The sequence below is a fragment of the Paenibacillus crassostreae genome (assembly GCF_001857945.1).
Classification (GTDB): Bacteria; Bacillota; Bacilli; order Paenibacillales; family Paenibacillaceae; genus Paenibacillus_AQ; species Paenibacillus_AQ crassostreae.
Window position 1 is genome coordinate 1,762,422 of sequence record NZ_CP017770.1, and the last position, 25,287, is coordinate 1,787,708.

The 25,287-nt window shown below is 41.7% G+C and carries 19 protein-coding genes; 1 reads left to right on the forward strand and 18 read right to left on the reverse strand.

Features of this window, described 5'->3' with window-relative positions:
* Window positions 1–26 precede the first annotated feature (26 nt).
* From LPB68_RS08420 to LPB68_RS08500, 17 genes are all read right to left on the reverse strand, one after another.
* On the reverse strand, window positions 27–1,493 hold the full coding sequence (locus tag LPB68_RS08420; RefSeq protein ID WP_068654539.1) for a glycosyltransferase: 1,467 nt from the start codon (window positions 1,491–1,493) through the stop codon (window positions 27–29).
* A gap of 2 nt (window positions 1,494–1,495) precedes the next feature.
* A complete protein-coding gene (locus LPB68_RS08425; RefSeq protein ID WP_232510127.1) occupies window positions 1,496–3,292 on the reverse strand; it encodes a thiamine pyrophosphate-binding protein in 1,797 nt (598 codons plus the stop codon).
* A 5-nt stretch (window positions 3,293–3,297) separates the two neighbouring features.
* Window positions 3,298–4,392 (reverse strand): CDP-glucose 4,6-dehydratase, encoded by a 1,095-nt coding sequence (gene rfbG / locus LPB68_RS08430; RefSeq protein WP_257786628.1) that lies wholly within the window; start codon window positions 4,390–4,392, stop codon window positions 3,298–3,300.
* Window positions 4,393–4,396: 4 nt separating this feature from the next.
* Entirely contained in the window at window positions 4,397–5,176 is a 780-nt protein-coding gene (rfbF, locus tag LPB68_RS08435) for a glucose-1-phosphate cytidylyltransferase (protein ID WP_068654542.1), read from the reverse strand.
* On the reverse strand, window positions 5,173–6,498 hold the full coding sequence (gene rfbH, locus LPB68_RS08440) for a lipopolysaccharide biosynthesis protein RfbH (RefSeq protein WP_068654544.1): 1,326 nt from the start codon (window positions 6,496–6,498) through the stop codon (window positions 5,173–5,175). The genes rfbF and rfbH overlap by 4 nt, the downstream gene beginning before the upstream one ends.
* Window positions 6,499–6,723: 225 nt before the next feature.
* Window positions 6,724–7,977 (reverse strand): glycosyltransferase family 2 protein, encoded by a 1,254-nt coding sequence (locus LPB68_RS08445; RefSeq protein ID WP_068654546.1) that lies wholly within the window; start codon window positions 7,975–7,977, stop codon window positions 6,724–6,726.
* Window positions 7,974–9,056: a tetratricopeptide repeat-containing glycosyltransferase family 2 protein gene (locus LPB68_RS08450; RefSeq protein WP_068654548.1), complete on the reverse strand. Its 1,083-nt coding sequence runs from the start codon at window positions 9,054–9,056 to the stop codon at window positions 7,974–7,976. The genes LPB68_RS08445 and LPB68_RS08450 overlap by 4 nt, the downstream gene beginning before the upstream one ends.
* 510 nt (window positions 9,057–9,566) lie before the next feature.
* Window positions 9,567–11,999: a BclA C-terminal domain-containing protein gene (locus LPB68_RS08455; RefSeq protein ID WP_071193207.1), complete on the reverse strand. Its 2,433-nt coding sequence runs from the start codon at window positions 11,997–11,999 to the stop codon at window positions 9,567–9,569.
* Between the two features lie 191 nt (window positions 12,000–12,190).
* A complete protein-coding gene (locus LPB68_RS08460; protein ID WP_068661315.1) occupies window positions 12,191–12,493 on the reverse strand; it encodes an alpha-helical endospore appendage domain-containing protein in 303 nt (100 codons plus the stop codon).
* Between the two features lie 240 nt (window positions 12,494–12,733).
* Complete coding sequence (locus LPB68_RS23700) at window positions 12,734–13,816, reverse strand: helix-turn-helix domain-containing protein (protein WP_068661316.1); 1,083 nt, start codon at window positions 13,814–13,816, stop codon at window positions 12,734–12,736.
* A 121-nt stretch (window positions 13,817–13,937) separates the two neighbouring features.
* Window positions 13,938–15,092, reverse strand: coding sequence for a glycosyltransferase (locus tag LPB68_RS08470; RefSeq protein WP_232510321.1), 1,155 nt, complete (start codon window positions 15,090–15,092; stop codon window positions 13,938–13,940).
* 430 nt (window positions 15,093–15,522) lie between these two features.
* Window positions 15,523–17,901, reverse strand: a complete 2,379-nt coding sequence (locus tag LPB68_RS08475) for a GH36-type glycosyl hydrolase domain-containing protein (RefSeq protein ID WP_068661470.1) — start codon at window positions 17,899–17,901, stop codon at window positions 15,523–15,525.
* Window positions 17,902–17,942: 41 nt separating this feature from the next.
* The gene (gene truA, locus LPB68_RS08480) at window positions 17,943–18,680 is read right to left on the reverse strand and encodes a tRNA pseudouridine(38-40) synthase TruA (protein ID WP_068661317.1); all 738 of its coding nucleotides are present in this window, start codon (window positions 18,678–18,680) and stop codon (window positions 17,943–17,945) included.
* A gap of 183 nt (window positions 18,681–18,863) precedes the next feature.
* Window positions 18,864–19,670: a phosphonate ABC transporter, permease protein PhnE gene (gene phnE / locus LPB68_RS08485; RefSeq protein ID WP_099458732.1), complete on the reverse strand. Its 807-nt coding sequence runs from the start codon at window positions 19,668–19,670 to the stop codon at window positions 18,864–18,866.
* Between the two features lie 11 nt (window positions 19,671–19,681).
* The gene (gene phnE / locus LPB68_RS08490; RefSeq protein ID WP_068661319.1) at window positions 19,682–20,497 is read right to left on the reverse strand and encodes a phosphonate ABC transporter, permease protein PhnE; all 816 of its coding nucleotides are present in this window, start codon (window positions 20,495–20,497) and stop codon (window positions 19,682–19,684) included.
* Window positions 20,472–21,257 (reverse strand): phosphonate ABC transporter ATP-binding protein, encoded by a 786-nt coding sequence (phnC, locus tag LPB68_RS08495; RefSeq protein WP_068661320.1) that lies wholly within the window; start codon window positions 21,255–21,257, stop codon window positions 20,472–20,474. The genes phnE (LPB68_RS08490) and phnC overlap by 26 nt, the downstream gene beginning before the upstream one ends.
* An 81-nt stretch (window positions 21,258–21,338) precedes the next feature.
* On the reverse strand, window positions 21,339–22,439 hold the full coding sequence (locus tag LPB68_RS08500; RefSeq protein WP_068661321.1) for a phosphate/phosphite/phosphonate ABC transporter substrate-binding protein: 1,101 nt from the start codon (window positions 22,437–22,439) through the stop codon (window positions 21,339–21,341).
* 204 nt (window positions 22,440–22,643) lie between these two features.
* Between LPB68_RS08500 and LPB68_RS08505 the strand changes: the two genes are divergently transcribed.
* A complete protein-coding gene (locus LPB68_RS08505; protein ID WP_068661322.1) occupies window positions 22,644–24,200 on the forward strand; it encodes a bifunctional metallophosphatase/5'-nucleotidase in 1,557 nt (518 codons plus the stop codon).
* A gap of 132 nt (window positions 24,201–24,332) precedes the next feature.
* Here LPB68_RS08505 and LPB68_RS08510 read toward each other — a convergent pair whose 3' ends face one another.
* A complete protein-coding gene (locus LPB68_RS08510; RefSeq protein WP_068661323.1) occupies window positions 24,333–25,052 on the reverse strand; it encodes a metal-binding protein ZinT in 720 nt (239 codons plus the stop codon).
* Window positions 25,053–25,287 lie beyond the last annotated feature (235 nt).

Genomic DNA, 25,287 nt, shown 5'->3' on the forward strand with positions numbered 1-25,287 from the left:
GTTATAATAACGAGATAGATCATCATTTAAGTAATAGCTCTCAACTGTTGTAGCGCTTCCTCGTAATACTTTTCCTCGCCATAATATTCTGTAAAATACTGTTCGAATCCCTCGACTCTATCATTCTGACCAGTCGTAACGAAACGTGCATACCAAGGAATAATAAAACTATAGAGTACATTCTTCTTATTTTCTCTTATATCTGCTTCCGTTAATCCATTATCGATGAAACTCTGTAGAATTTTTTGATAACTCTCTATAAATACACGCCCAAAATTATAACCAATCGGATCGTTACCAGCATAGGTGAACATCGAGCGATGAATAATGCAGAACTTCGGCTGTTGTGCGAGTATTGCATACTGCCAATAGAGCTGATTAAACGAAGAATCTATATATTTCGACTTATCCTCAAGTGCGAGCCAAGCATCACGCTGTAAGATCATGGATGAAATAAAGGTACCCGATATGGATGAGCCCTTAAGATATTCTGCAAGCCCTTCTCCAGTATCGACCCAATAACCTCCTTTTAGCAGATCAATGTGGAACACTGCACAGTCATGATGTTTATACAGCACATGTAACAAAGGAATAAGTGTATTCTCCATAAAAAAATCATCGTCACCCTGAAGCTTGAGGAATTTCCCTCTGCCCTGTCCAAGTACATGCTGAATGTTACGGTCGGCTCCGATATTCGTTGCATTTCGTTGATATTTCAAATTGTTATACTTTATACGAAATCGTTCAACGACTGATGGAGTCGAATCATCGGATGCATTATCTGATATACATACCTCGAATAGATCGCAATTGCCGATCTGTGAATAGATGGAGGTCAGACATTTCTCCAGATCCGTAGATCGGTTATAGGTAGGAATACAGATGGAGAGCAAGGGTTCTTCTTTTCTTTGCTTAAGTAGTTGTTCTACCTCTTGTTGGGTATTAGTTCTTACCCATTCATTCGTTGCTGGTTGATATACCTTAAGAACTTTCGCAGGCGCTCCTCCAACGACGCAATAATCAGGTACATTGCGGACGACTACAGAATTCGCCGAGACCACACTCCCCCTGCCGATTCTAACATTTCCTACAATCACCGCGTTCGCGCCGATCCATGCTCCTTCGCCAATTATCACTTGATCCGATCGTGTCGTGATGCCTTGGGATAGAACTGGGACTCCCACTTCCCGATATTGATGATCCGTATCAGAAATATAGACATTGGGTCCAATAAGCACGTTAGTCTCCAACTCTATCCGATTGACTGCTGATAGAATAAGTCCTAGATTGCATTGACAACCATCACCGATAATAATCTTTGGCATATCGCCGATATGTGGATCAATCACATTAAACCAATATCTTGAGCGTATATAAACATTGGTCCCAATCGCTATTCCAGCCGGATTAATCGATTGGCCTCCTTCCTCAACATGACTATTCAAGCCAAATCGGTTAAAGAGCGCTGCCGTCTCCATGCCTATCCATCCCATCGTTATCCCCCTTCTAACTCATCAAGCATATCGATCAACATTACCTTTCTTAATTGTTCCCTCGTAAGTAAAGGCGACATGTCTTCAATAGGTCTATTTACGACTAACTTCGGATTCACATTCGTATTTATAGCAAGCATTACTTCTACGAAATAACTTCCTTTACTGCGCAGTGCCAGATCAATCTTCTCCGTAGCTTCAGACATATTGGCTATTCTAGTTCCTGGAATACCGTAAGCTTCTGCTACCTTGACCAAATCAGGACATCCGTATCCTTCCACGGTAGATTGCTGGCGACCGTCGAAGTACATATCCTGAAATTGCCGAACCATACCAAGATTTCTGTTATTCATCACGAACACTTTAATATTAAGATGATTCTGTTCAATGGTATGCAATTCTTGAATATTAAGCTGTATACCCCCATCTCCAGCAATAACAATGATTCTGGCATTCGGTGCTGCCATTGCGGCACCGATAGCTGCAGGTAGCGCAAATCCCATGGCTCCCATCCCTCCTGCGTTCAGCAAACGCTGATCCTCGAGCAATTGGAATGATTGGCTCGCCCACATCTGATGTTGACCGACATCCAGTACGATCACATCCCCTTCAGCGCACCGTGAAGACAATAATTCTATAAACTGGTTGGGATCAATCACATTGTGATTAACTATTGAATCACCACTTGGATATTTCACCTTATGATCACGAATCATCGCTGCCCATGGTTCGTAATCAGGTAACTTTCTTCCAAATAAAGCTTTGGTAATATCAAATAGGAATTGTTTCACATCCGCATGAATGGCCAGATCGACCTGTACCTTTGCATTCAACTCCACGGCTTCTATATCCACATGAATTTTCTTCGCTCCGCGGGCAAATGTCTGTGGTCTTGTCCCCGTCTGCCGGGTATCTAGTCGAGAACCTAATACAAGCAATACATCACAGTTCGCTAAGGCAAGATTGCTATAACGATTACCATACGACCCGATCAGTCCCATATTCGAAGAATGTCCCGCTGGAAGCACATCTAAGCCCATCAATGAACTCACGACCGGAATACCAGTTAACTCAATGAAATCCCTAAGTTCCTTGACCGCATCAGCCGCCCTTACTCCTCCCCCAACAAGAACAATCGGTCGTTCCGCTTTCTCTAACAAAGTAATGACCTCTTCAATCTCCTCAATCTGACAATCTATATTGAAATTAGAATATCCACGATATTCTTCACTATCAAAGAAGCTTTCCAGCAGATCGGGTTCAATCTGAGCTCGCTGAATGTTCATCGGAATATCAAGTAGGACAGGTCCAGGGCGACCATGTTGGGCGATGAATACTGCTCGCTCCAATTGATATCGAATTTGACCGGCATCCGTAATCATCACTGCCGTCTTCGTAATGGGTGTGACGATACTTACAATATCTGTTTCTTGAAATCCAATCTGCCTCACTGGCTTATCAAACTTATATTCGTACGTATTAACCTGTCCTGTAATGAATAAACAGGGAATCGAATCAAAATAACAGCTGCCGATACCAGTAATCAAATTAAGCGCTCCTGGCCCGCTCGTCCCCATCGCTACTCCCAGCTTACCGTTAATCCGGCTATAGCCTTCCGCAGCAAATGCAGCTGCCTGCTCATGATGAACAGACACACATGATATATCCTGTTGCTCGATCGTCGAGTCAAGTAGATGAACGATTGCTCCTCCAGTCATCTCGAAGATATGATGCACGCCTTGCTTACTAATAAAATTAATGACGTAATCAGACAATTTCAATTGAAACCCTCCGTTCATATCCCCTAGGCATCCTTTAACATATAAGCATTGATCTGATCTAAGGTTACATTCCTCATATCTTCTTGTCTCTGATAAGCCTTATACCATTCTACTGTTCCAGTGATCGCCTGATCCACGTCCCATTTAGGCTGCCATCCTATATCCTGCTTGGCTCTTGCACTATCAAGCCTAAGTGTAGAAGTCTCATGGAGAGTAGTTCCACTCTGGATATCATAAAAGTCAGGTTCGCCCCATAACGCTCCTAATGTCTTGACTAACCAATTCACATTCCGAACACTGTCTTCACTTGGTCCAAAGTTCCATGCATCAGCATACTTCTCTCCTTGCTCCACCATCCTCTGAATAAGTAACATGTAGCCTTGCAAAGGATCAAGTACATGCTGCCAGGGTCGGATCGCCGCAGGATAGCGGATGGGTAATCTATTACCAGATAATAAAGCACGAATACAGTCCGGAACGATTCGGTCCACTGACCAATCTCCACCACCAATGACATTACCAGCTCTTGCCGTAGCAATACTGATACCATGCACATCGTAGTTGGTAGGGTGAAAATAACTTTTACGAAAAGCAGAAGTTACCAACTCTGAACAGGCTTTACTATTGGAATAAGGATCATATCCTCCTAATGGATCATTCTCGCGGTAACCCCATGCCCATTCTTGATTCTCATAGCATTTATCTGTAGTCACATTGAGTACTGCATGGATGTTTATTCCGCTTATTGTAGCAGTTCGTATTGCTTCAAGGAGATAGACTGTTCCAAGAGTATTTACCTCATACGTTTCAACAGGATGGGTATAAGAATAGCGAACAAGTGGCTGCGCAGCCATATGAATAATAATCTCTGGCTTCACCTCATTGATCGTACGGAGTAATGAGTCATAATCTCGAATATCAGCAGTAACGGAACGACAAATATCCTGAATACGTGCTGACTCGAACAAACTAGGGGAATTCCTAGGATTCAATCCATATCCAGTTATTTGCGCCCCCAGTGCATGCAGCCATAAGCATAGCCAGCTTCCTTTAAATCCTGTATGACCCGTAATCATCACTCTTTTTCCATTCCAGAATGAATTACTCAGCGCACTCAACCCCTTAGCCCTTATTCCAGTACCCTTTACCCGATTTCCACAGGTCTTCTAAATAATTTTTATCACGCAAAGTGTCCATTGGATGCCAGAATCCGTGATGTTTAAAGGCCATTAGTTCACCAGATTTAGCAAGCTCTTCAAGCGGTTCTCGTTCCCACACCGTGCAATCCTTTTCGATTAGATTGAAGATCGTTGGCTCGAGCATAAAGAAGCCTCCATTCACCCAACCTCCATCCCCTTGTGGCTTCTCCTGAAATCCGAGCACCTGTTGCTTATCCGTCAATTGTAATGCTCCAAACCGTCCTGTCGGCTGTGTAGCTGTAACGGTTGCCTGCTTACCATGTGCATCATGGAATTTAACAAGTTCTCCTATATCGATATCCGATAAGCCGTCTCCATATGTCAGCATAAAAGCTTCATCACCCACATATTTCTGTATGCGTTTAATCCGCCCTCCCGTCATCGTATCTTGTCCCGTATCCACTAACGTCACCTTCCATGGATCCAGATAGCGATTGTGTACAGTGATTTCGTTCGTATTGGAATGTCCGAAATCAATCGTTACATCAGAGCCATACAAATAATAATGTGCAAAGTATTCTTTGATGACATTCCCCTTGTAACCGAGACAAATGATGAAATCCTGGTATCCATAATGCGAGTAGATTTTCATGACATGCCAGAGCAGTGGTTTATCACCTATCTCGATCATCGGCTTCGGCTTCAAATAGGTCTCTTCACTGATTCTCGTTCCATAACCTCCAGCCAGAATAACAACCTTCATGAAAGAACCCTTCCCTTCAACAGGTGATGAATACTATCAGCGACGTATTGAAGCATATCTAACGTTAGCCCTGGGTATAAACCTATCCAAAACGTATCATTCATGATTCGGTCGGTATTCTGCAACGTGCCAACAATGCGATGTGGAATGTCTTTATATGCCGGCTGACGTAAAATATTACCTGCAAATAACAAGCGAGTCCCAATCCTTAATTTTTCTAGTTCTTGAACAAGTTCATTTCGTGAAAGAGGTGCCTGAGCCCTCACTGTAATGGGAAACCCGAACCAGGAAGGTTCACTGCCAGCAGTGGCTTCCGGTAAGATCAGTACATCCGCTAATAACTTTAACTCTTCCTTCAAGTAATCAAAATTGGACCTTCGCTTGGCAATAAAATCAGGTAATTTCTGTAACTGTGCAACACCAACTGCTGCTTGCATATCAGTAACCTTGAGATTATAACCAATATGACTGTACGTATATTTATGATCGTATCCATAAGGGAGATCTCCTAGTTGCCAACCAAACCGCTTCCCGCATGTATTGTCCTTCCCGGGATTACACCAGCAATCTCTACCCCAATCCCGGAACGATTCTACGATTTTCTTAAGTTTAGGCGAAGCTGTTAGAACGGCTCCTCCTTCACCCATCGTAATATGGTGAGCAGGATAGAAGCTGACAGTGGCTAAATCACCGAATGTTCCAACCTGTTGCCCCTTATATTTCGTTCCAACAGCATCACAACAATCTTCAATTAGCCATAGATTATACTTATCCGCTATTCGTTTCACTTCATCTACTTGATATGGATTTCCGAGGGTATGTGCGATGATGATCGCCTTTGTTTTCTCTCCTATAGCCTCTTCTAATAATGAAATGTTGATATTATAAGTAGGGATATCTACATCAAGGAATACAGGGATCATGCCATGTTGCAAAATTGGATTAACGGTTGTCGGAAATCCTGCCGCTACAGTGATCACTTCGTCTCCTGGCTGAAGTCGACGTTCACCAAGCTGTGGAGAGGTTAATGCGGAGAATGCAAGCAAATTGGCGCTTGACCCCGAATTCGTTAGTAGCGCATATTTGCACTGCATGAATTTGGCGAATTCTCGCTCGAATTTGCGTCCGTAACGTTCTGACGTTAAAGTGAAATCAAGTGACGCATCAAGCAGATTCACTACTTCCGAACTATCGAATACTTTGCCACTGACCGGAACATAATCTACTCCACGCCGATAAGGTTTCTCTGGCCACTTGGTAGCATAATATTCAACGGCTAACTCCAATATTTGTTCCCGTATATCCCGTGCTGATCCTGTCATGTATTTAGTCCTCCTAGGCCAGTTCATTCTTCATACTTTCATTTATATGCCACGAATAATGAGCGGGTTCATCGTCAGTATGAAAATGGGGATTAAGGTAGGAATGAATATGAGAATCTTGCCGAACATAGCGAACAAAAAAGGCGAACCTTTAAGATGCGGGTTCGCCTTTCAGTTGATAATTAAATTAATTTCCCTCAATGAAACATCTTCACTTTATATTTATTAGTAGGTAATAAGTATATCACTAGATTCTACATGTCCCTCCGATTCAAGTAGAAATTCATCATTCAAATCATCCCATTGAAATGCTGCGTCCCGCCGAACAATCCGATTCCGCCGAACAATGGATGACTCACCTCCTGTTGTTGGTTCACCACCCTCCAACTGTAATTGGATTGAGACAGCATCCACCTGATCATGAAGAGATAGCTTTATACCTGATAACTTTCTCCGTTCATCAGCCGACATATGCTCTGCAGGATTCATCCAGAATAGAAACTTCTTCGTTGATTCTGTAACAATACGAGACCACCATACTTCCGGAGTATCCGTTCCCGATTTTACAACCTTACTCGTTAACTCCAGTACTTTTGCTAATACACTAGCATCTGCACCCCTATCTAACACAATGATTTCTTCAGCCATCTGCTGAATCTGAGGAAGTATGACTTTTACATGGTCAACGGTATGCTCATCTATTGGAAGGACAAGCGTGATCGCTACCGGATCTTTATAAATCAGCGAGTGAATATCCTGACCCCACTTTTCCCTTGCCTTTTCCCGATTAATCACAAGCAAACCACCAAGATTCGCATTCTGTAATATTTTTGTTGTCATATGTCCAAAATGATGAATATATGAGTCGTAAACAACTCTTAATCGATACCCCCGATTCAATACCCTCAGGCACATATCATCGTCCTCGTAGTTTCCCAGCCCATATCGTTCGTCGAATCCACCAACCTCTTCAATTATTTTGCGTTTAAACAACATGCAAAAACCGATAATCCTGCGAACATCAAATGAGTACCCCGCATGACGTGTCCCATGTTCATGGGCAAAAGCATTTAATCCTGTTAAATCATCATATCCAACTGCAATCTTCTGTTGTCCACTCGCATAATTCGTAACAGGTCCGACAGCCCCGATATCGTCATCTCCATATAACACCCTCAACATTGCCGTTAGCCAGTTCGGAGTTACGATTGTATCATTATTTAAGAAGAGGATAGTATCTCCAGTCGCTACTTCTATTCCCTGATTACAGCCTTTGGCAAAGCCTAGATTGATATTATTGAATATAGATTTCACATCTGCCTGACTCTTTAAATAACTCACAGTCGCATCTGTTGATCCGTTATCTACAACAATCAGTTCATAAGGCTCATCTGTATAACATCGAATGCTGGACAAACACATTTGGGTAATGGGTAATTGATTGTGAGTCAGAATAATGATGCTAGTCTTGTGTGTCATGACGGATCTCCTATCTTATGAGTATCTCTGAAGTATTTGCGATTATAAATCATACTAGGATGAGTAGGATGAAATGCGGCTGCCTTCTCATTATGTTCATATGCTTTGTCATATTGCTTCAAACGGTCGTAACATAAACATAGTTGAAGATGAGGATACCAAGTTGAAGAAGAACTATTGGTTATACCCAACCTAGCAACATTCTCAATCTGGGTTGCCTGTACATACCAGTAAATTGCTGTATCGTACTGCTTCTCTGCAAAGAAGTAATTGCCGAATTCACAGGAAACCTCCGCACGTGGTTTCTCATAACATAAGACTCTAGCTAGAGATATGAATTGCTCATCTTTATTGCCCAACATACTATAACAATTTGCCATTTTCAGGCATGCTTGAATATTATCTTCGATCCAGCCCTCTTTTGTTCGAAGCATTTTATCGTAAAATATGACTGCCTTGTCGTACATTTGGTGGTCTTTTAACTCGTTCGCATAATAATAGAGATCACGCGTCGAGAACTCTTCCCCAACATCCAATCTTTGCTGATAGATCTGTAAATTTCGATCTGTATAGGTCTTCTCCTTCCGATGCGTAATGCACACATCACTATCTAGAGATGGGCCGAAAACACTCAAGTATTCATGTACCGGACCAATCCATTGGAATCCGCATGCTCTACGTACAAGACGATTACGACGCAAGCTCGATGACGGCTTCCCATTGGTATCAAAAGAAAGTAAGTATGGCATCGTCACACGATCATATTGATTAGTTAACTTTTGCTTAAGCTTACTAAACCTCTTGCGATCGGCTTCTTCAATGACATCATCAGCATCCAACCATAATACAAAATCCTTCGTTGCTTTCGAGAATGAGTAGTTGCGAGCATCACCGAAGTTATCAATCCATTCATAATCGAAAATACGATCCGTATACTTTCCTACGATTTCTTTAGTTCGATCAACAGATCCCGTGTCGATAATATTGATCTCATCCACAATTCCTACCACAGACTTTAAACATCGCTCAATTGTGGCTTCTTCATCCCTTACGATCATACATAAGCTTATAGTCACCATTTCTATTTGCTTCCCCTCCTTGCTGTCCTTCCTTAACAAGTGACATGTGTTTGTAATCATATATAAGCCTCAATCACCTTGGAATCATCGAATGAAAGTTGCAGCGTTCCCTCATACTCTTCTCTTACTTAATCCAGCTAACCTAACTGTTCATCACATTGAACCGCACGTAGCGATTGCCCACCAATCAGAACAACCAAGCGAAAGAAGCGATGCATACTACAGTTTATACAGCCATAGAGGGAAGAGTGAGCCCTTTTTCAGAACAATGGATCATCTGATCTGAATGATTGTGGCATACCCATTCACTGCACAAATCCTAGACAGGGGGACATCAGTTTACCTGCATCCACCTTTGAGGTTCGAGTCTTTAAGTAAACCATAAGATTTATCCTATTCTCGAGGAACAAAAAAACGCATGTTCTCATACACAGAACATACGTTTTTTAATATTTTACATAGTGGTTATTTACAGTCTGTAGAGAAAATCCTCTTTAGAAGAAATTCTTATTATGAAACTTGAACAATTGTCAACGCCGCGCCTGCACCGCCACCAAGTAGCGTTGCCGCACCTAATAGACCGAATAATTGCAATTGCACAGTCGTTCCTGCCCCTAGAACCGTTATAACTGTATTATTAAAGCTTGATAAGCTTAGGACTGGATTGACAATCGAAGGCGTCAACGCTACGCCATTAATTAGAAGCTGTGAGTTTACAGCTAAAGCTGCAGTCAGGTTGATTTGATAAGATATCATATACGTTCCGGCAGTTGGGATTGTGATGATAGTACTCGCTCCATTAATTGTTATTCCGTTTAAAATATGATCATCCGGAAGCGGAATATCAGTACCACCAAGGAGAACTGCAATTATTGCACCAGAAGTATTAGCAGCAAATGCATTCACATCGGTAAACGCTTCTCCGGTTTCACCTGTGGCTCCCGTTGCTCCAGTCTCACCTGTTGCCCCGGTTGCTCCGGTATCGCCTGTTGCCCCGGTTGCTCCGGTTTCGCCAGTCGCTCCCGTTGCTCCTGTTTCACCTGTGGCTCCTGTTGCTCCGGTATCGCCTGTGGCTCCTGTTGCTCCGGTTTCACCTGTGGCTCCTGTTGCTCCGGTATCGCCAGTTGCTCCCGTTGCTCCGGTTTCACCAGTTGCTCCTGTTGCTCCGGTATCGCCAGTTTCACCAGTTGCTCCGGTTTCGCCAGTTACCCCTGTTGCTCCAGTCTCACCTGTGGCCCCTGTTGCTCCGGTTTCACCTGTGGCTCCTGTTGCTCCGGTTTCACCTGTGGCTCCTGTTGCTCCGGTTTCACCTGTGGCTCCTGTTGCTCCGGTATCGCCAGTTTCACCAGTTGCTCCTGTTTCGCCAGTTACCCCTGTTGCTCCGGTTTCACCAGTTGCCCCTGTTGCTCCGGTTTCGCCAGTAGCTCCCGTTGCTCCAGTCTCACCTGTGGCCCCTGTTGCTCCGGTTTCGCCAGTTGCCCCTGTTGCTCCGGTTTCGCCAGTTGCTCCCGTTGCTCCGGTTTCGCCAGTTGCTCCGGTTGCTCCGGTATCGCCTGTTGCTCCTGTTGCTCCGGTTTCGCCAGTTGCCCCTGTTGCTCCAGTCTCACCTGTTGCCCCTGTTGCCCCTGTTGCTCCGGTTTCGCCAGTTTCACCAGTTGCTCCGGTATCACCAGTTGCTCCCGTTGCTCCGGTATCACCAGTTGCTCCCGTTGCTCCGGTATCGCCTGTTGCCCCTGTTGCTCCGGTTTCACCTGTGGCTCCTGTTGCTCCGGTTTCACCTGTGGCCCCTGTTGCTCCAGTCTCACCTGTTGCTCCGGTATCACCAGTTGCTCCAGTTGCTCCTGTTGCTCCGGTTTCACCTGTCACTCCGGTTGCTCCGGTTTCGCCAGTTGCCCCTGTTGCTCCGGTTTCGCCAGTTTCACCTGTTGCACCGGTATCACCAGTTGCTCCGGTATCACCAGTTGCTCCCGTTGCTCCGGTATCGCCTGTTGCCCCTGTTGCTCCGGTTTCACCTGTGGCTCCTGTTGCTCCGGTTTCACCTGTGGCCCCTGTTGCTCCGGTTTCACCTGTGGCTCCTGTTGCTCCGGTTTCGCCTGTTGCTCCCGTTGCTCCGGTTTCGCCTGTTGCTCCCGTTGCTCCGGTTTCGCCAGTTGCCCCTGTTGCTCCGGTATCACCAGTTGCTCCCGTTGCTCCAGTATCGCCAGTTGCCCCTGTTGCTCCTGTTGCTCCAGTTTCACCTGTTGCTCCTGTTGCTCCAGTTTCACCTGTTGCTCCTGTTGCTCCTGTTGCTCCAGTTTCACCTGTTGCTCCTGTTGCTCCAGTTTCACCTATTGCTCCTGTTGCTCCAGTTTCACCTGTTGCTCCGGTATCGCCTGTTGGTGAACCAATAGTCTCAATCTGTACGATTGCAGATCCTGATGTTACTCCAATCGCGAGTGTGTTGGATGCAAAGATTAAACTATCTGCAAAATTCACTGGAACAGTTGTTCCTTCTGGATCTACAACATTAAATAAGAATCCTCCCGTCTCAAATTCACCCGTAGGACCTGTTGGCCCTGTTGGACCAGTTGGTCCTGTGGTGCCTGTAGCGCCTGTTGGCCCTCCAGAAGGGCCAGTCGCTCCTGTTGGTCCTGTTGGTCCCAACAAGGTAGGAGCAGATAGAATAGCTTCTAACTTATTCGTCAAGATCCATTCTTTTTTAACAGTTTCTCTAAGTGTTTCACGTACACTTTCATTTACATTCAAAAGATCTGCTATCGTTGCTCCAGGGCCAGTAATACCAGGTAATGTCCCAAGAACATATTGTAGCTTCTCCCCCTCTGCATTAATAATGTGACTCAGTCCTAATTCCTCCATCGCTATGGATGACAGTAACAACGTTATTGCTTCCTCACGCGTTACTGAAATGCTAGGAGTAATATTAGGAATATTCGATTGTGACATATTGACAACTCTTCTACTTATGGAATGCTCTATCATATGAAAACGATAGTTCTGTTGTTTGTGCTTTTTCTCATAATAGAGTAGGTGTTTTCCTGAATACTTGATTAATATGGACTAGAAAAAGCAACTCATGCTAGATTTATATTTTAATCATGTCCACTATCAATGAATGCTTTTACTACTATAGTTATCTACTCTTGAATAGCTCGCAATACCATTTCCAACTTATTCGTAAGAATCCATTCTTTTTTTCCTATTTCGCGAAGTGTTTCTCTAACACTATTATTCATGTTCAATACATCACTTAGTGTTGCGACTGGTGAGGAGATGCCAGGTAGAGTACCAAGTACGTATTGAATCTTCTCTCCCTCTGCGTTAATAATATGAGCAAGCCCTAACTCCTCCATCGCAATAGAGGTCAATATCAGGTTGATTGCATCGTCTCTGGTCAATGATATGGACGGAGTGATATTTGGAATATTTGCTTGTGACAATTAACTCTCCTCCTTCAGCTTAATAACATAATGTATGTATTACAGAATTAAAGGGGACTGAGCGATACACCTATTTATATAAGTAGAAAGGCTAACGAAACAGACTTATATAACCCCTTATACACTACTGTGGAAAACAGTAATAAGCAGGTTCCCATACTGCGGAACCTGCTAGATTATCGTTATTAATGGCCAACAGTTAATTCTTTTTTTATAATGTTCTAGAAGAAACTTAATGTACTACACAATATTGATCTTGCATCTCTTCTTACAGATTACCTTTTTTTCGCATCTATAAGGTGCTTTGTATTTTTTTGAAACTTTACATTTTTTCGCTGCTAGTGTTTTGATAATACGTGCTACCGTTTTCTTCGATATACGAATACCCCTTTTACGGAGGGCTTTGGTGATCTTCTCGACATCACACCTGAATTTATGATCGCAGATAACAGTATGGACCATCGATCGGCTTTGACAAGTTACTCCTTTTCTCCGCCCTCTAGCTCTGACATACACCGTTCGCCCTCGGGGTCCTGGAGGGCCCGGAGGGCCTGCTGGACCTACACCATAAGGTCCTGGAGGACCCGGAGGACCCGTTGGACCTACACCATAAGGTCCTGGAGGTCCTGGAGGACCCGGAGGACCCGCTGGACCTACACCATAAGGTCCTGGAGGACCCGGAGGACCCGCTGGGCCTACACCATATGGGCCTTGTGGACCTTGAGGTCCTGCGACACCTTGAGGTCCTGCAACACCTTGAGGTCCTGCAACACCTTGCGGCCCTGCGGGGCCTGTGCCACCTATGCCATATGGTCCCGTGGGTCCTGCAATTCCTGCCGGGCCTGTGGGTCCGGCGACACCTGCGGGTCCTGCTGGACCTGTTGAACCTTCACCATATGGACCCGTGGGTCCGGCAGGACCTGGGGGTCCAGCAAGACCCGTTGCGCCTGTCGCACCTGCACCCGGTCCAGTAGGGCCGATTGAACCCGTTGGCCCTGTTGGTCCAGTTGCTCCCCTACCCGGAGAGACAAATTTTTTGAGTGAATCCATCTTATTTTGGAGAATAAATTCTGTCTTCGTAACCTCTTCTAGCATTTCCTTCACATTACAATTCAATGTTATAATTTCCTCAAATGTCGGTGCAGGCGTAACCCCTCCACCAGACAACGTTCCCAATGCATACTGAATTTTTTCTGCTTCTGCGCTAAGAATATGGCTAAGACCTAGCTCCTGCATTGCAATAGAAGCTAATATTAGATTTACTGCATCATCACGAGTTACTGTAATTTCAGGTGTAATATTAGGTATATTAGCTTGCGACATTTTGCAATACACTCCTTCCCTTTTTTCATTCATCACGTATGATATACGAACAATAATAGTTCAATATCTACATCCAGTGTATGAATTCACTATAAAAGGGATTGGACTATCTTACCTGTTTCTACTCTCCAATGGCTCCGAAAGTTGTTGCAGAAGATCCTTCTATTAACTTAAGGGCTTCATGTGCATCCCTATGATCTGGTAACAATTCAAGGGTTTTCAAATAGGCATCCTTAGCTTTTTCATAGTTCTTCAGATTTTGGTGACAGACTCCAATATAATAATGAGAATAGAAGCTGCCTACGCCAACCATAATTAAATGTGCCGTATTTACCTCCTTCAGTTCCAAACAGTGATTAAAGGATATCAACGCTTTCGTGTACTCCTTAGATTGCATATAGATAATCCCTCTGTAGAAGTGTAAATCCACATAGTCGGGATAGAGTTGAATTGCAAAATTTATTCCATCTTTGGCACCTTCATAACTTCCAAGTGCAAGTAAAATAGAGTATTTTAATTTATACAATAGGGAAGGTGGCATGGATTTTTTTTCTAAAAAGCGACGAATAGACGTGTTCACAGACTCGAAGGCCTGAACAAGTTCTCCTGAACGATAAAGTTCGCTACCGATATGATAATCGATCCAAGGATCATAATCTTCCAGTTGCTTCTCTTTCTCCAGTAGACGTAAATTGCGCTCGGATTTCCCTTTAACCTCTACCTCATAGTCCATATAACCATAATGATGAATATTGACAGGAAGTGTAATAACTGATTGTTTAGTTAAACCTAATTCGGATATATCTAATTGCTCATGAACGGCATTACGAAAGCGGAGATTGGAATTATTACGGAAGAGCCGATACTGTGCTAACAAGTGCGACTGATTATAACTAGCTGGAAGTGGACCATAATAGTTAATGATTTGGACACTACCCAACCAATACTTATCTTCTTTTAACACATTTCGTAATAATTCAACACTTTCCCCCGCCACTTCTTCATCAGCATCAAGCCAGAGCACCCAATCTCCTGTGCTCTTCTCGAGACCATAATTACGTGCAGCCGCGAAATCATCATTCCACTCGTAAGAATAGACTGAAGCATTGAAACTCAGGGCAATTTCTTTCGTCCGATCCTCTGAACCTGTATCGACAATAATAATCTCATCGACTACAGCCCTAACACTCTTCAAGCATTGTGCAAGTTTTTCCTCTTCATTTCGTACAATCATACAGAGTGACAACTTTTTAAATTCCTCCGAATTATTATCCACGATTGTATATCCTCCCATTTATTCATAGTTCGATATTTAGAATACGCACCACAAAATGAGTTAGAGATTAGAGACTCATGTAATACTAACTATATGTCTAGAGCCGTTTTCTGTTACATATGACATTTTTCAGGGCGTGCCATCCTTACCCGCTCATAGAGTATAGTGTTGTTACCAAGCAACACAAGCTGAAACGGCTACGCCGTCCTTTTAAAGGACGGTATCTGTCTCTGCCGAAATATAAGGGTATAAAGTATGAAGAATCAATTTCATAATTACGCAAATCGATTTTGATACATCGGCGATTATGAAATTGATTCAAGTGAAACTTATATTTTCTTATATTTAAGAGAGGCCTCTCACAAGTTCAATGAACTCATGAGAGGCCTCTTTGTGCGAATTGCCTTAGGTTCTTAGGCCTTCGATAATTCTAGAATGGAATTTTCACTAACACCTTATATTCTACATCTGATTTCAGATCTTTAATGATTCCATCTTCTATATAATTGCCATGAACATATACCTCTGTTGTGGTTACACTGGCATCTCGCTTTATATGGAATTGAAGTTCTACTCCTCTAAACATACGTTTAACCGTAACCTCTTGCCACTCAGAAGGAAGCTGTGGCCGGATATGAATACCTTCTTTATTACCCTGTAATCCAAATAGACCATCAATCAAACAGCGATAAACCCATGGAACGGTTCCTGTATTAAATAAATGGCTGGACCGTCCAGCAGTATGCGGAATTTGTCTATATGCACCTCTATAATAATTAGGTATGAATACAGGCAATTGACCACGTCTAATAATATCCTCTGAGTCTGGTCCTGGAATCATTTTTCGAAGTAAACGATAGGCATTATCTTTCTCTCCCACGGCGTACAACCCATAGATATAAAATGCTGCAGCGTGATTATACACCGCCCCATTCTCTGCGGTCCCTGGATGTTTCTGCGTTACTCTACCTACATCCTCTCGCATTGCTGTAAAAGATGGTGCTAGTTTCTCAACTCCGTAGGGTGTTTCTAATTGATCTTTAACAGCTTGGATCAGCTTACGCTGTTTCAATTCATCGGCAGCACCACTTAGTAATGCCCACCCCTGGGGATTGATGAAAATTCTACCTTCCTTATCTTCACTAATACCAAATACAACATTATCATCTGTTATTCCGCGCGCATACCATTCTCCATCCCATAAATACTTATTCACCACTTCATTTGTTTCATTCGCCGCCAATCGATATTCTTTACTCATTTTCAATTGGTCACTGTGCTCACATATATCAGCCCATATCATAAATGCATATGACGTTGCGATCGTTAACCACCCGGATACACCTTTTCCTTTGTAACCAACCATATTCATCGGGTCACACCAGTCGCCTTGATTAATAAAATTCAATCCTCGCTCATCTCTATCCTTCATAAGCCAGTGCATCGCACGATTGATATGTTCAAATACAGTTCCAACTTCCTTACGATCAGCATAGGGAACTACTTCATCTAAGAGAGTATAATCATTTGTTTCATCTAAATAAGTACTCAAGCAGATGGGTAACCACACACAATGATCCGTATGAGGGACTTGATTAATATATTTCAACTCAGCATCCTCATGTAGAATAATACCATCCGGCATGGCACCGCTCGTATTCTGTTGGCTTAACGCTGTAAGAAAAGCATTCCTTGCCATCTGTGGTTTAATGTAACTCATGCCCATATTGTCTTGAAGATAATTGCGAGTCTGAGGATCTGTTGTTAGACGATTAGTTTGGCCATGATAATACATTTGCCGCGGTAACCAATGATTCACGAAATTATCTAAATCAGCATCCGGTGTCTTAATCTCAATACAGCCTCTGCCTTCTCTTATGTATTCTGCATATTCCAGTTCAGCTAACATAAAACCATCATCGCCACTGGCATTCGTATCTATGAAATAGGTCCGTCGAATCTGAGCAATCTCATCTTCCGTTTTAGCTGGACCGAATATGAACCGATAAGCCTTCTCTTCTCCTGGTTCCACATCGATTCTATATTGTAGAGCAGCAACAGGCATTTCATATCTGGCTTCTCCATTAGAGAGCAATTCGTTCTGGATCGCTGATGGGTTGGTTATACCACCTTCACCTTCAAAGGCTTCTTGATTGACTTCCCATGCGGAAGGTTCCTGATCAGCTAATAGAAATGTCTTGTCTTTCAGAGTTTTGATCTTGTCATAATCTTGATATTTCTGATATGGAGTAATCGCCGAACACACAATCGCTTGTAAAGCTTCATTGTATTCCGCTGATTGATTCATCCATGACATATATCCTACTGTAAAATATGGATAAATACTTAATTTGCGTTTCATTGACGAAAGGTTGGTCACCTTCACTCGCCACAATTCCATTGGATCTTCTTTAGGTAAACTTAGACTCATTTCTATTAAAATATCATTACTTTCAATCTTCCATACGATATTATGTTTCCCTACTGAAAATGTATACTTATCGGGAAGTACACGAACAGGTTCATAAGGCGCAGAGAATATTTCACCACTCACCTCATCTTTCACATAAACAAAACGACCAGGATGATGTGCATAATAAGGTTGCTCTGGTTGCATAAACGTCTTCGCTTCTAAGTTAGGAGCATAAGAGTATTTCCCCGGTTCTGGTTGCATGTACTGAGCCACAGCATACCCACGGCAATTCATGTGAATCATCATCTTTTCATTCCATAAGAATCCCGAAGCCTTTGGTAGAATAGTGGGACTTGTCAATTCAACATATTCATTATTTTCAGTTGCCTTTATCATCATCCTAGTCCTCCTTAAATTCATCATACAACTTCCTTATACTAAAAGTTAATCTTCTCTAAGTAAAGCCCACATGCATCTGCCATTCCACCGGTTTGAACCCGTTCCTTTGATTGGAGAATGGATGGTATTTCTTTGGCTTCTATCTCACCTAAGCCTACCTCGATCAGCGTGCCAATCATCTTTCGAACCATATTATATAGAAAACCATTTCCACTCACGCGAAATTGGATGAAACCTCCACTCTCTTCTAGATCTAGAGAATAAATTTCCCGCACCATCGTCTTTTTATTAGACTTAGCATTGGAATAAGCCGTAAAATCATGCTCGCCGACAAAATACTGACATGCTTTTCTCATTTGTACGATATCTAGCTTCTTCCTAACATGCATACTGTACTTTCTCATGATAGGATGGCTATAATATTCGTTCCAGATTTTATAAATATAAGTTTTATCCTTCGCATGATAGCGGGCGTGAAAACGGTCATCTACTAGTGTAATCTCCGGAATGCTAATGTCTGGAGGTAAATAACTATTCAATACTGTCATCATTTTAGATTCAGGTATATCTTCACTAATCTTAAAGTTAGCTATTTGAGCAAGTGCGTGTACTCCCGCATCCGTTCTACTCGATCCAATGATTTCAATAGAGTGTCCTACCAATTCTGATAAGGCCTTTTCTATTTTCCCTTGAACAGTATTGTCATTATCCCCTAACCGCTGCCAACCTTTATATCGACCACCATCATATTGAATTTTCAGTTTGTAATTATTCATTGTTAACCCCTTTTTCTTTGTAATCCTATTCCCAATTCCGTTTATTATATTACTTCACTGAACCATATAATAACACAAGTTTATGGTTTTTCCATTTACCAAACATGAAAGATACAAAAGAAAGACGCATCCAAGGAATTCTAATAATCCAAGAAATGCGTCTTAACTGTTTATTCAATTTGATTAACCTTTTACTAATTTACTGCGCACTTTATTCGATACAACTTCCACTATTAAAATAAGTACAATAAGGCCAATTAGAATAGATCCTACTTCCGACCAGCGATAAGCATTCATTGCAAAAATAAGTGGGGCACCTATCCCACCGGCTCCAACTAATCCGAGAATAGCCGCATCACGTAGATTCATATCAAAGCGATAAATAACGATGGACATGAACATGGCTGACAACTGAGGGAGAATACCGTAGCGAATCTTCTCGATTGTCGTACAACCAATGGATTCCATAGACTCAAGCACAGATGTATCTAAATCTTCAATAACATCAACATATAGCTTCGATAACATACCGACGCTGGTCAGCGATATGGTAAGCACACCTGTAAAAGGACCTTGCCCTGTCACGCGAATGAACATTAACCCATACACAATAGGTGGAATTGTGCGGATGACAATTAATAAGAGTCGAATAACATAAGCTACTGGTTTCGGCACAATATTGGATGCAGACAGAAAAGCAAGCGGAATAGCTAGCACCGCCCCAACAATGGTTCCTAAAAAAGCGATGGCCATGGTTTCAAGCAATAAATATAAGACCCCACCTGTAGTCAAATTAAACAATAGTTCTGTATCTGGTTGAATTAGCCCTAATAAAATGTTTTTCGCGATCGACAATCCATTTGCTGTTACATTATCCAATTGCACTGCTGATGTAGACCACACAAAAATAATGAGGACAATCACAGTGATTAGTAAATTAGGCAGATAGCGGTTTGTGGCTTGTTGTAACTGTTTATCTATAGCATTCATCATTTCTTCACCTACATCAGTTTCTTTCGGAAATATTCGCTAATCGTTTCAATCACGAACACGGTACATACGAGCATCAATAAAATCATCCCCACGTTGGCATAGTTTCTCCAGCCAAGACTCTCAGCTAACAATAAACCAATTCCACCTGCACCAACGTATCCTAATATAGAAGCATACCGAACATTCCCCTCGAAACAGAACAATGATGTCGATAGATAGTTAGGTAGCACCTGTGGAAATATAGCATACCGGAACGATTGAATTGTTGTCAGACCCATTGCATTCATGGCCTCATAGGCACCCATTTCTGCATTTTCGATCTGCTCGTACAGCAATTTACCTATATAAGAAATAGTAAACAAGAAAATTGCAACCGTTCCTGCCATCGTTCCTAATCCAAAAATAAATGTAGCGATCAGCGCTACAACTAAAGTCGGCAATGTTCGAAGTATACTCAAAATAAATTTGGTGACTGAAGGAATCCAACGACTGCGATTAATATTACTTGCTGCTAACATCGCGATCGGTAATGCACAAATAGCACCAAGTGCAGAACCGAATAATGACATCTTAATAGTAGCAATTAGTGGTTCCCATAGCTTCGGCATATAAGCCCATGTTGGGGGGATCATTTCATTAATAATGACAAAAAACTGATTGATTCGTTTAAGTAATCTTTGCAGATCAAAATCAGTAATCTGCACGGAAAGATAGATCAGCACTATAAAAACTAATAATATGATCGGAGTCATCGATCGTTTTTGGATGACGACTTTTCCATTAGGCAACTCTATTGTTTTAGGTGGAAACAGCTTCGTTAGCATGGCTACCGCTGCCTCCTTTTTCTACTTGACCATTGTATATAAGATGCAGTACTTGATCATTCACCTCTTGTGAAGGACCATCATATACAACTTCACCAGCTCGTATACCAATGACGCGTGTAGCATAAGCCAAGGCTAATTCGACATGGTGAATATTAATAATCACGGTCATATTCATCTCTTCGTTAATACGTCTGAAATCTTCCATCACTTGATTGGCGGTAACCGGATCTAAGGAAGCTACTGGTTCATCTGCTAGAATAATTCCCGGATTCTGTGCTAATGTTCTTGCCAAAGCAACACGTTGCTGTTGTCCTCCAGATAATTGATCTACACGTACATACGCCTTATCCAAAATACCGACTTTATCTAGCGACATCAGTGCTCTTCTCTTTTCATCTTCTGTAAATATCCCAAGTGTTTTACGCCAAAATGGCATCTCAGGTACGAACGCTACCAATACATTTTTAATAACTGAAATTCTTGTCACTAAGTTAAAGGATTGAAAGATCATTCCGATCTTCCGACGTAGTTGACGGATACCTCTTCCTTTAAGTTTACTAATTTCTATCCCCTCAACCGTCAATGTGCCTTCCGAAATATCATGCATTCGATTAATACAACGCAGTAACGTCGACTTTCCTGCACCTGACAAACCAATAATGGCGATATATTCACCTTGGTCAATTGACAAATTAATATCTTTTAATGCTACTAATCCATTCGGATATTGTTTGTGTACCTGCTTAAATTCAATCATAGACGTACTCCAATCACTGAAAAATGAGAACATAACAACATGTTCTCATTCTTCGTAAAATTAAGTTGTAATAGATAGTAATTATTTTAATTGTTGTACTAGTTCTTGCGCTTTACGCTCATTGTCATAATCGGCATCCGTTGCTACTTGGTAACCACCATGGCTATAAATAGCGATTACTTCTTTACCTTCAGCAGAATTACCAATATTGATAAATGCTTGCTCTAATGCAGTTTTTAAACTCTCATCCATGATTTCAGAGTTTTTACTTACACTTACTGTATCGTTATAGATCGCTGGCATTACACCGATTAGATCTGTTTCTTCCCAAATGGAAGCGGTGCGGGTAAATTCAGTTGTCCATTTTTCTTCGTAATCTCTACGTGCATCTGCATAAGTGACAAGCACATCGGTTTGACCAGCAGCAAGACGAGCAAATGCACTTGCATAAGAATCAGCTTGCACGACTTGAGAAAGATCCGTAATTGTTTTGCTGAAATTCTCTTTCAACCATAGTGCTGGGTAAATGTATCCAGCAGGAGATGATGATGACATCACGTTCCAAGATACATTATTCAAATCTTCAAACGTTAGTGCTTCACCATTATTCACTTTTGCCGCTAGTGCTTTTCCCTTATCCGAAGGGCCAGCTACAAGGATTGCACGATAAGAAGTCGCTTGATTGGTAGTTGGCGCTGTTGGCTCATTCTTATTCCAATCTGCAGGGTTATCTGAATCATTACTTAAGCCATCGCGAGTTGCAGTTAGAATAACTTCTGCGCCATCATCGTAGAGCACATAAGTGCCGCCCGGTATTAATCCAACATCAACTGTACCTGCAGATAAGCCCTCACCGACAGCTTCATAGCTTGTACCCACCGTAATTTCAACTTCACCTACATCATAACCAAGTCCTGCAAGTTCTTTCGTTAGCAACTCCTTTAAAGGCTCCGTAGCTGTAACGATTTCCGCAGGATCGCGTGATGGTACGAAACCTACCGAAAGCTTCTCAATTTCTTTATTAGACTTTACTTCTTCTTCTGGAACTGTAGCATTTTCTGTTTTGGTAGTATTATTTGCACTAGGTGTATTATTTGATGAATTGGCCGTTCCCTCATTACCACAAGCCGCTAATACGAATAACAGCATCAACGCTACACTTAACAATCCTAATTTTCTCATCTCTATTTCCCTCCCATGAATAACATACTCAATTAATATACTTGCTAAATGTAAAGACAATACCATTAGATTGTAAATAGTTTGTAAATAAAAATAATCAACTTGTTAAGAATCAATTTGCGTAATTATGAAATTGATTCTAATTGACAACATATACAGTTTAGACCCTATAATTAAATATTAATTAAATCAGAGGTGTAACTTGTGTCTACTCAAAAAATCCAAATACTTGTAACAAGTGATGTCCATGGTTATCTTATGCCTACTACTTACCGCGGTATAACAGAACCGGTTGGGCTTGCGAAAGCAGCGTCCCTTATTGAACAGTTACGACAACAACATCCAACTGTCTTGATTGATAATGGAGACCTCATTCAAGGAAGTCCATTAACTTATTACCATCAAAGATTTCATCCTGAACAGTCTAACCCCATCATCAATGCTGCGAATGCACTACACTATGATTTAGCCGTGTTTGGTAATCACGAGTTTAATTATGGGTTACCTGTACTAGAGAACACGATCAAAGCTTCACACTTTCCGTGGTTGTCAGCCAATATCTATACCCAAGACGGAGCAACTTGGATGAATCCATATCTTATTCAGGAAGTGGCAGGTATTCGAATCGGCTTCATTGGCGTCACTACTCACTTTGTAAGCATATGGGAGGATCCAAGTCATATTGAAGGACTGAGCTTTGAAAATGCTTTTGATAGTGCTAAAAAGTGGTTAGGTATCATGAAAGAAAAGGAGCAAGTTGATATTACAGTACTCTGTTATCACGGGGGATTCGCTCATGATCTAACATCAGGTAACTTACTTGAGCCAGATACTGGGGAGAATGAAGGCTATCGAATGTGTAAAGAGTTAGACTTTGATATTATGATTACTGGACATCAACATCGGGAAATCTGTACCCAAGCATTCGGGAAATCCATTGTACAACCAGGAACGAAAGCTGTCTGTGTAGCTGGTATTACCATCGATGTGGAGATGATCAACGGTACAAAACAAATGATTCAGCACGAGCCTAAATTATATTATGTAGACGATCACACTTTGCTTGATGAGCGAGTGGTACGTGAAGCGAGGGAAATGCATCTCTTTACTGAACAATGGTTAGATGAACCGATTGGCTCTATTACCGGAAATCTGCGATATAACAATGCTTTTGATGTACGAGTAAATAAGCATCCCTACATAGAATTTTTACAACATGTTCAAATGCATGTGGCGAACGCATCAATATCCTGTACATCTCTATTTCATGATCAACCTGGCGGTTTTAATGACCAAGTAACCATGCGTGATATCGTCACGAATTATATTTATCCCAACACGTTAAAAGTACTACAAGTTACAGGACAGCATATTCACGATGCCCTAGAACAGTGTGCCTCCTATTTCGCCATTCAAGATGGTCATTTAGCGGTTAATCCCACATTTCTACAACCAAAAGCACAGCCGTATAACTATGATATGTGGGAAGGAATCGCATATATAATAGATGTGCGACAGCCTATTGGTCATCGGATCATTAGCGTCGATTATCAAGGGAAACCTATAGATCTTAACGGCAACTACGAAGTTGTCATGAATAATTATCGTGCCACTGGTGCTGGAAATTTTCCGTACTTCGCAGACTGTCCCGTCATAAAAGACATTCAGACAGATATGACAGAAATAATCGCCGATTATTTTGCTGAATTTCCTGTAGTTCTAGCTACTTGCGTTCCCAATTGGAAAGTCATATGGGACTAGAAGGCAAAAGCTATCAACAGTGAGCATTCTGATATTCTTTGTATCGATGATATGAACGGTTTGACTATAATGAAAAAAGTAAGCTTCTCACAAAGTTCGTTTTGAACTCGTGGAAGCTTACGATTAATAATATTAATGGGCTATCATTTCATGAGCAATCGTGTGACCATCCATAGTTGAAGGATAATAAGTAGGCCAATTAACGACTTCCTCAAGTAATGCTTCTCGATCGTCACCCCCATATAAATGATAATGATCTGAAACATCTGGTGCGATGCGATGATCACTAAATTGAATGTATTGAGGGAGCCCCTCAGTCGGTTCAACTAATTTAAATATATATCGCACACCTTTATTTTTAGCTTCATAGGTAAGAATTTCAAAGCCATCCGCCTCGTATTTACCCGAAACCTCCTCACCATCAGTGAAGAAAGTAACTGTATCCCCCTGTATCACAATTCGCTCTGTATCGGTTTTATAACCGATCTCATAATATTCTTTGTATTCCGTTGCAGACATTTTTCCTGTTGCTTCAGCTTTATGGGTAAATACTTCATCCAATGTACCATCTAGCAAATATGGATACACCGATTGCCAGTTCCCTTCCCAATCAGATAGTGAGCGATGCTCTACTTGATTATCCTCAAAATAGCCTTTATAAATTTTTTCATCCTCTTCACTATGATCGTGATCGTGATCGTCACTATCATTATTACCTTGTGAGTGACTATCGACGACTTCCGTAGTTAAGGACCCATCTGCTAATTCTTCCTTTGCTTCTGTAGCTTGACATCCCACCAGTAGTAGACCTAAAGCTAATAATAACATCCATTTCATAGATGCAATTTTCATATGTAACACCTCTCATTAATAGTAATGATTACGATTATTAGTATACATAGGTGGCCGTTTACTGTCAATATAAATTGTAAAAATTACTATTATATTCAAAAAAACAATATCATCCCAATTTACTGAGAGCGTAAAATATGATGTGTAAATAGATAAATAGTATATTTATTAAACTATTTACGATCTAATCCGTTCTTAATTATATATCCCTTATTTTGCGTAACTATCTACAAGG

What these genes read in the sequence shown, in the direction of transcription:
- LPB68_RS08510 (WP_068661323.1), bottom strand. Translation starts at nt 25,052, where the DNA reads ATGAAAATTGCATCTATGAAATGGATGTTATTATTAGCTTTAGGTCTA.
- LPB68_RS08450 (WP_068654548.1), bottom strand. Translation starts at nt 9,056, where the DNA reads ATGGTGACTATAAGCTTATGTATGATCGTAAGGGATGAAGAAGCCACA.
- LPB68_RS08420 (WP_068654539.1), bottom strand. Translation starts at nt 1,493, where the DNA reads ATGGGATGGATAGGCATGGAGACGGCAGCGCTCTTTAACCGATTTGGC.
- phnE (WP_068661319.1), bottom strand. Translation starts at nt 20,497, where the DNA reads ATGCTAACGAAGCTGTTTCCACCTAAAACAATAGAGTTGCCTAATGGA.
- LPB68_RS23700 (WP_068661316.1), bottom strand. Translation starts at nt 13,816, where the DNA reads ATGTCGCAAGCTAATATACCTAATATTACACCTGAAATTACAGTAACT.
- rfbH (WP_068654544.1), bottom strand. Translation starts at nt 6,498, where the DNA reads ATGACAGGATCAGCACGGGATATACGGGAACAAATATTGGAGTTAGCC.
- LPB68_RS08475 (WP_068661470.1), bottom strand. Translation starts at nt 17,901, where the DNA reads ATGATAAAGGCAACTGAAAATAATGAATATGTTGAATTGACAAGTCCC.
- LPB68_RS08445 (WP_068654546.1), bottom strand. Translation starts at nt 7,977, where the DNA reads ATGACACACAAGACTAGCATCATTATTCTGACTCACAATCAATTACCC.
- LPB68_RS08500 (WP_068661321.1), bottom strand. Translation starts at nt 22,439, where the DNA reads ATGAGAAAATTAGGATTGTTAAGTGTAGCGTTGATGCTGTTATTCGTA.
- truA (WP_068661317.1), bottom strand. Translation starts at nt 18,680, where the DNA reads ATGAATAATTACAAACTGAAAATTCAATATGATGGTGGTCGATATAAA.
- LPB68_RS08455 (WP_071193207.1), bottom strand. Translation starts at nt 11,999, where the DNA reads ATGTCACAATCGAATATTCCTAATATTACTCCTAGCATTTCAGTAACG.
- phnC (WP_068661320.1), bottom strand. Translation starts at nt 21,257, where the DNA reads ATGATTGAATTTAAGCAGGTACACAAACAATATCCGAATGGATTAGTA.
- phnE (WP_099458732.1), bottom strand. Translation starts at nt 19,670, where the DNA reads ATGAATGCTATAGATAAACAGTTACAACAAGCCACAAACCGCTATCTG.
- rfbF (WP_068654542.1), bottom strand. Translation starts at nt 5,176, where the DNA reads ATGAAGGTTGTTATTCTGGCTGGAGGTTATGGAACGAGAATCAGTGAA.
- LPB68_RS08425 (WP_232510127.1), bottom strand. Translation starts at nt 3,292, where the DNA reads ATGAACGGAGGGTTTCAATTGAAATTGTCTGATTACGTCATTAATTTT.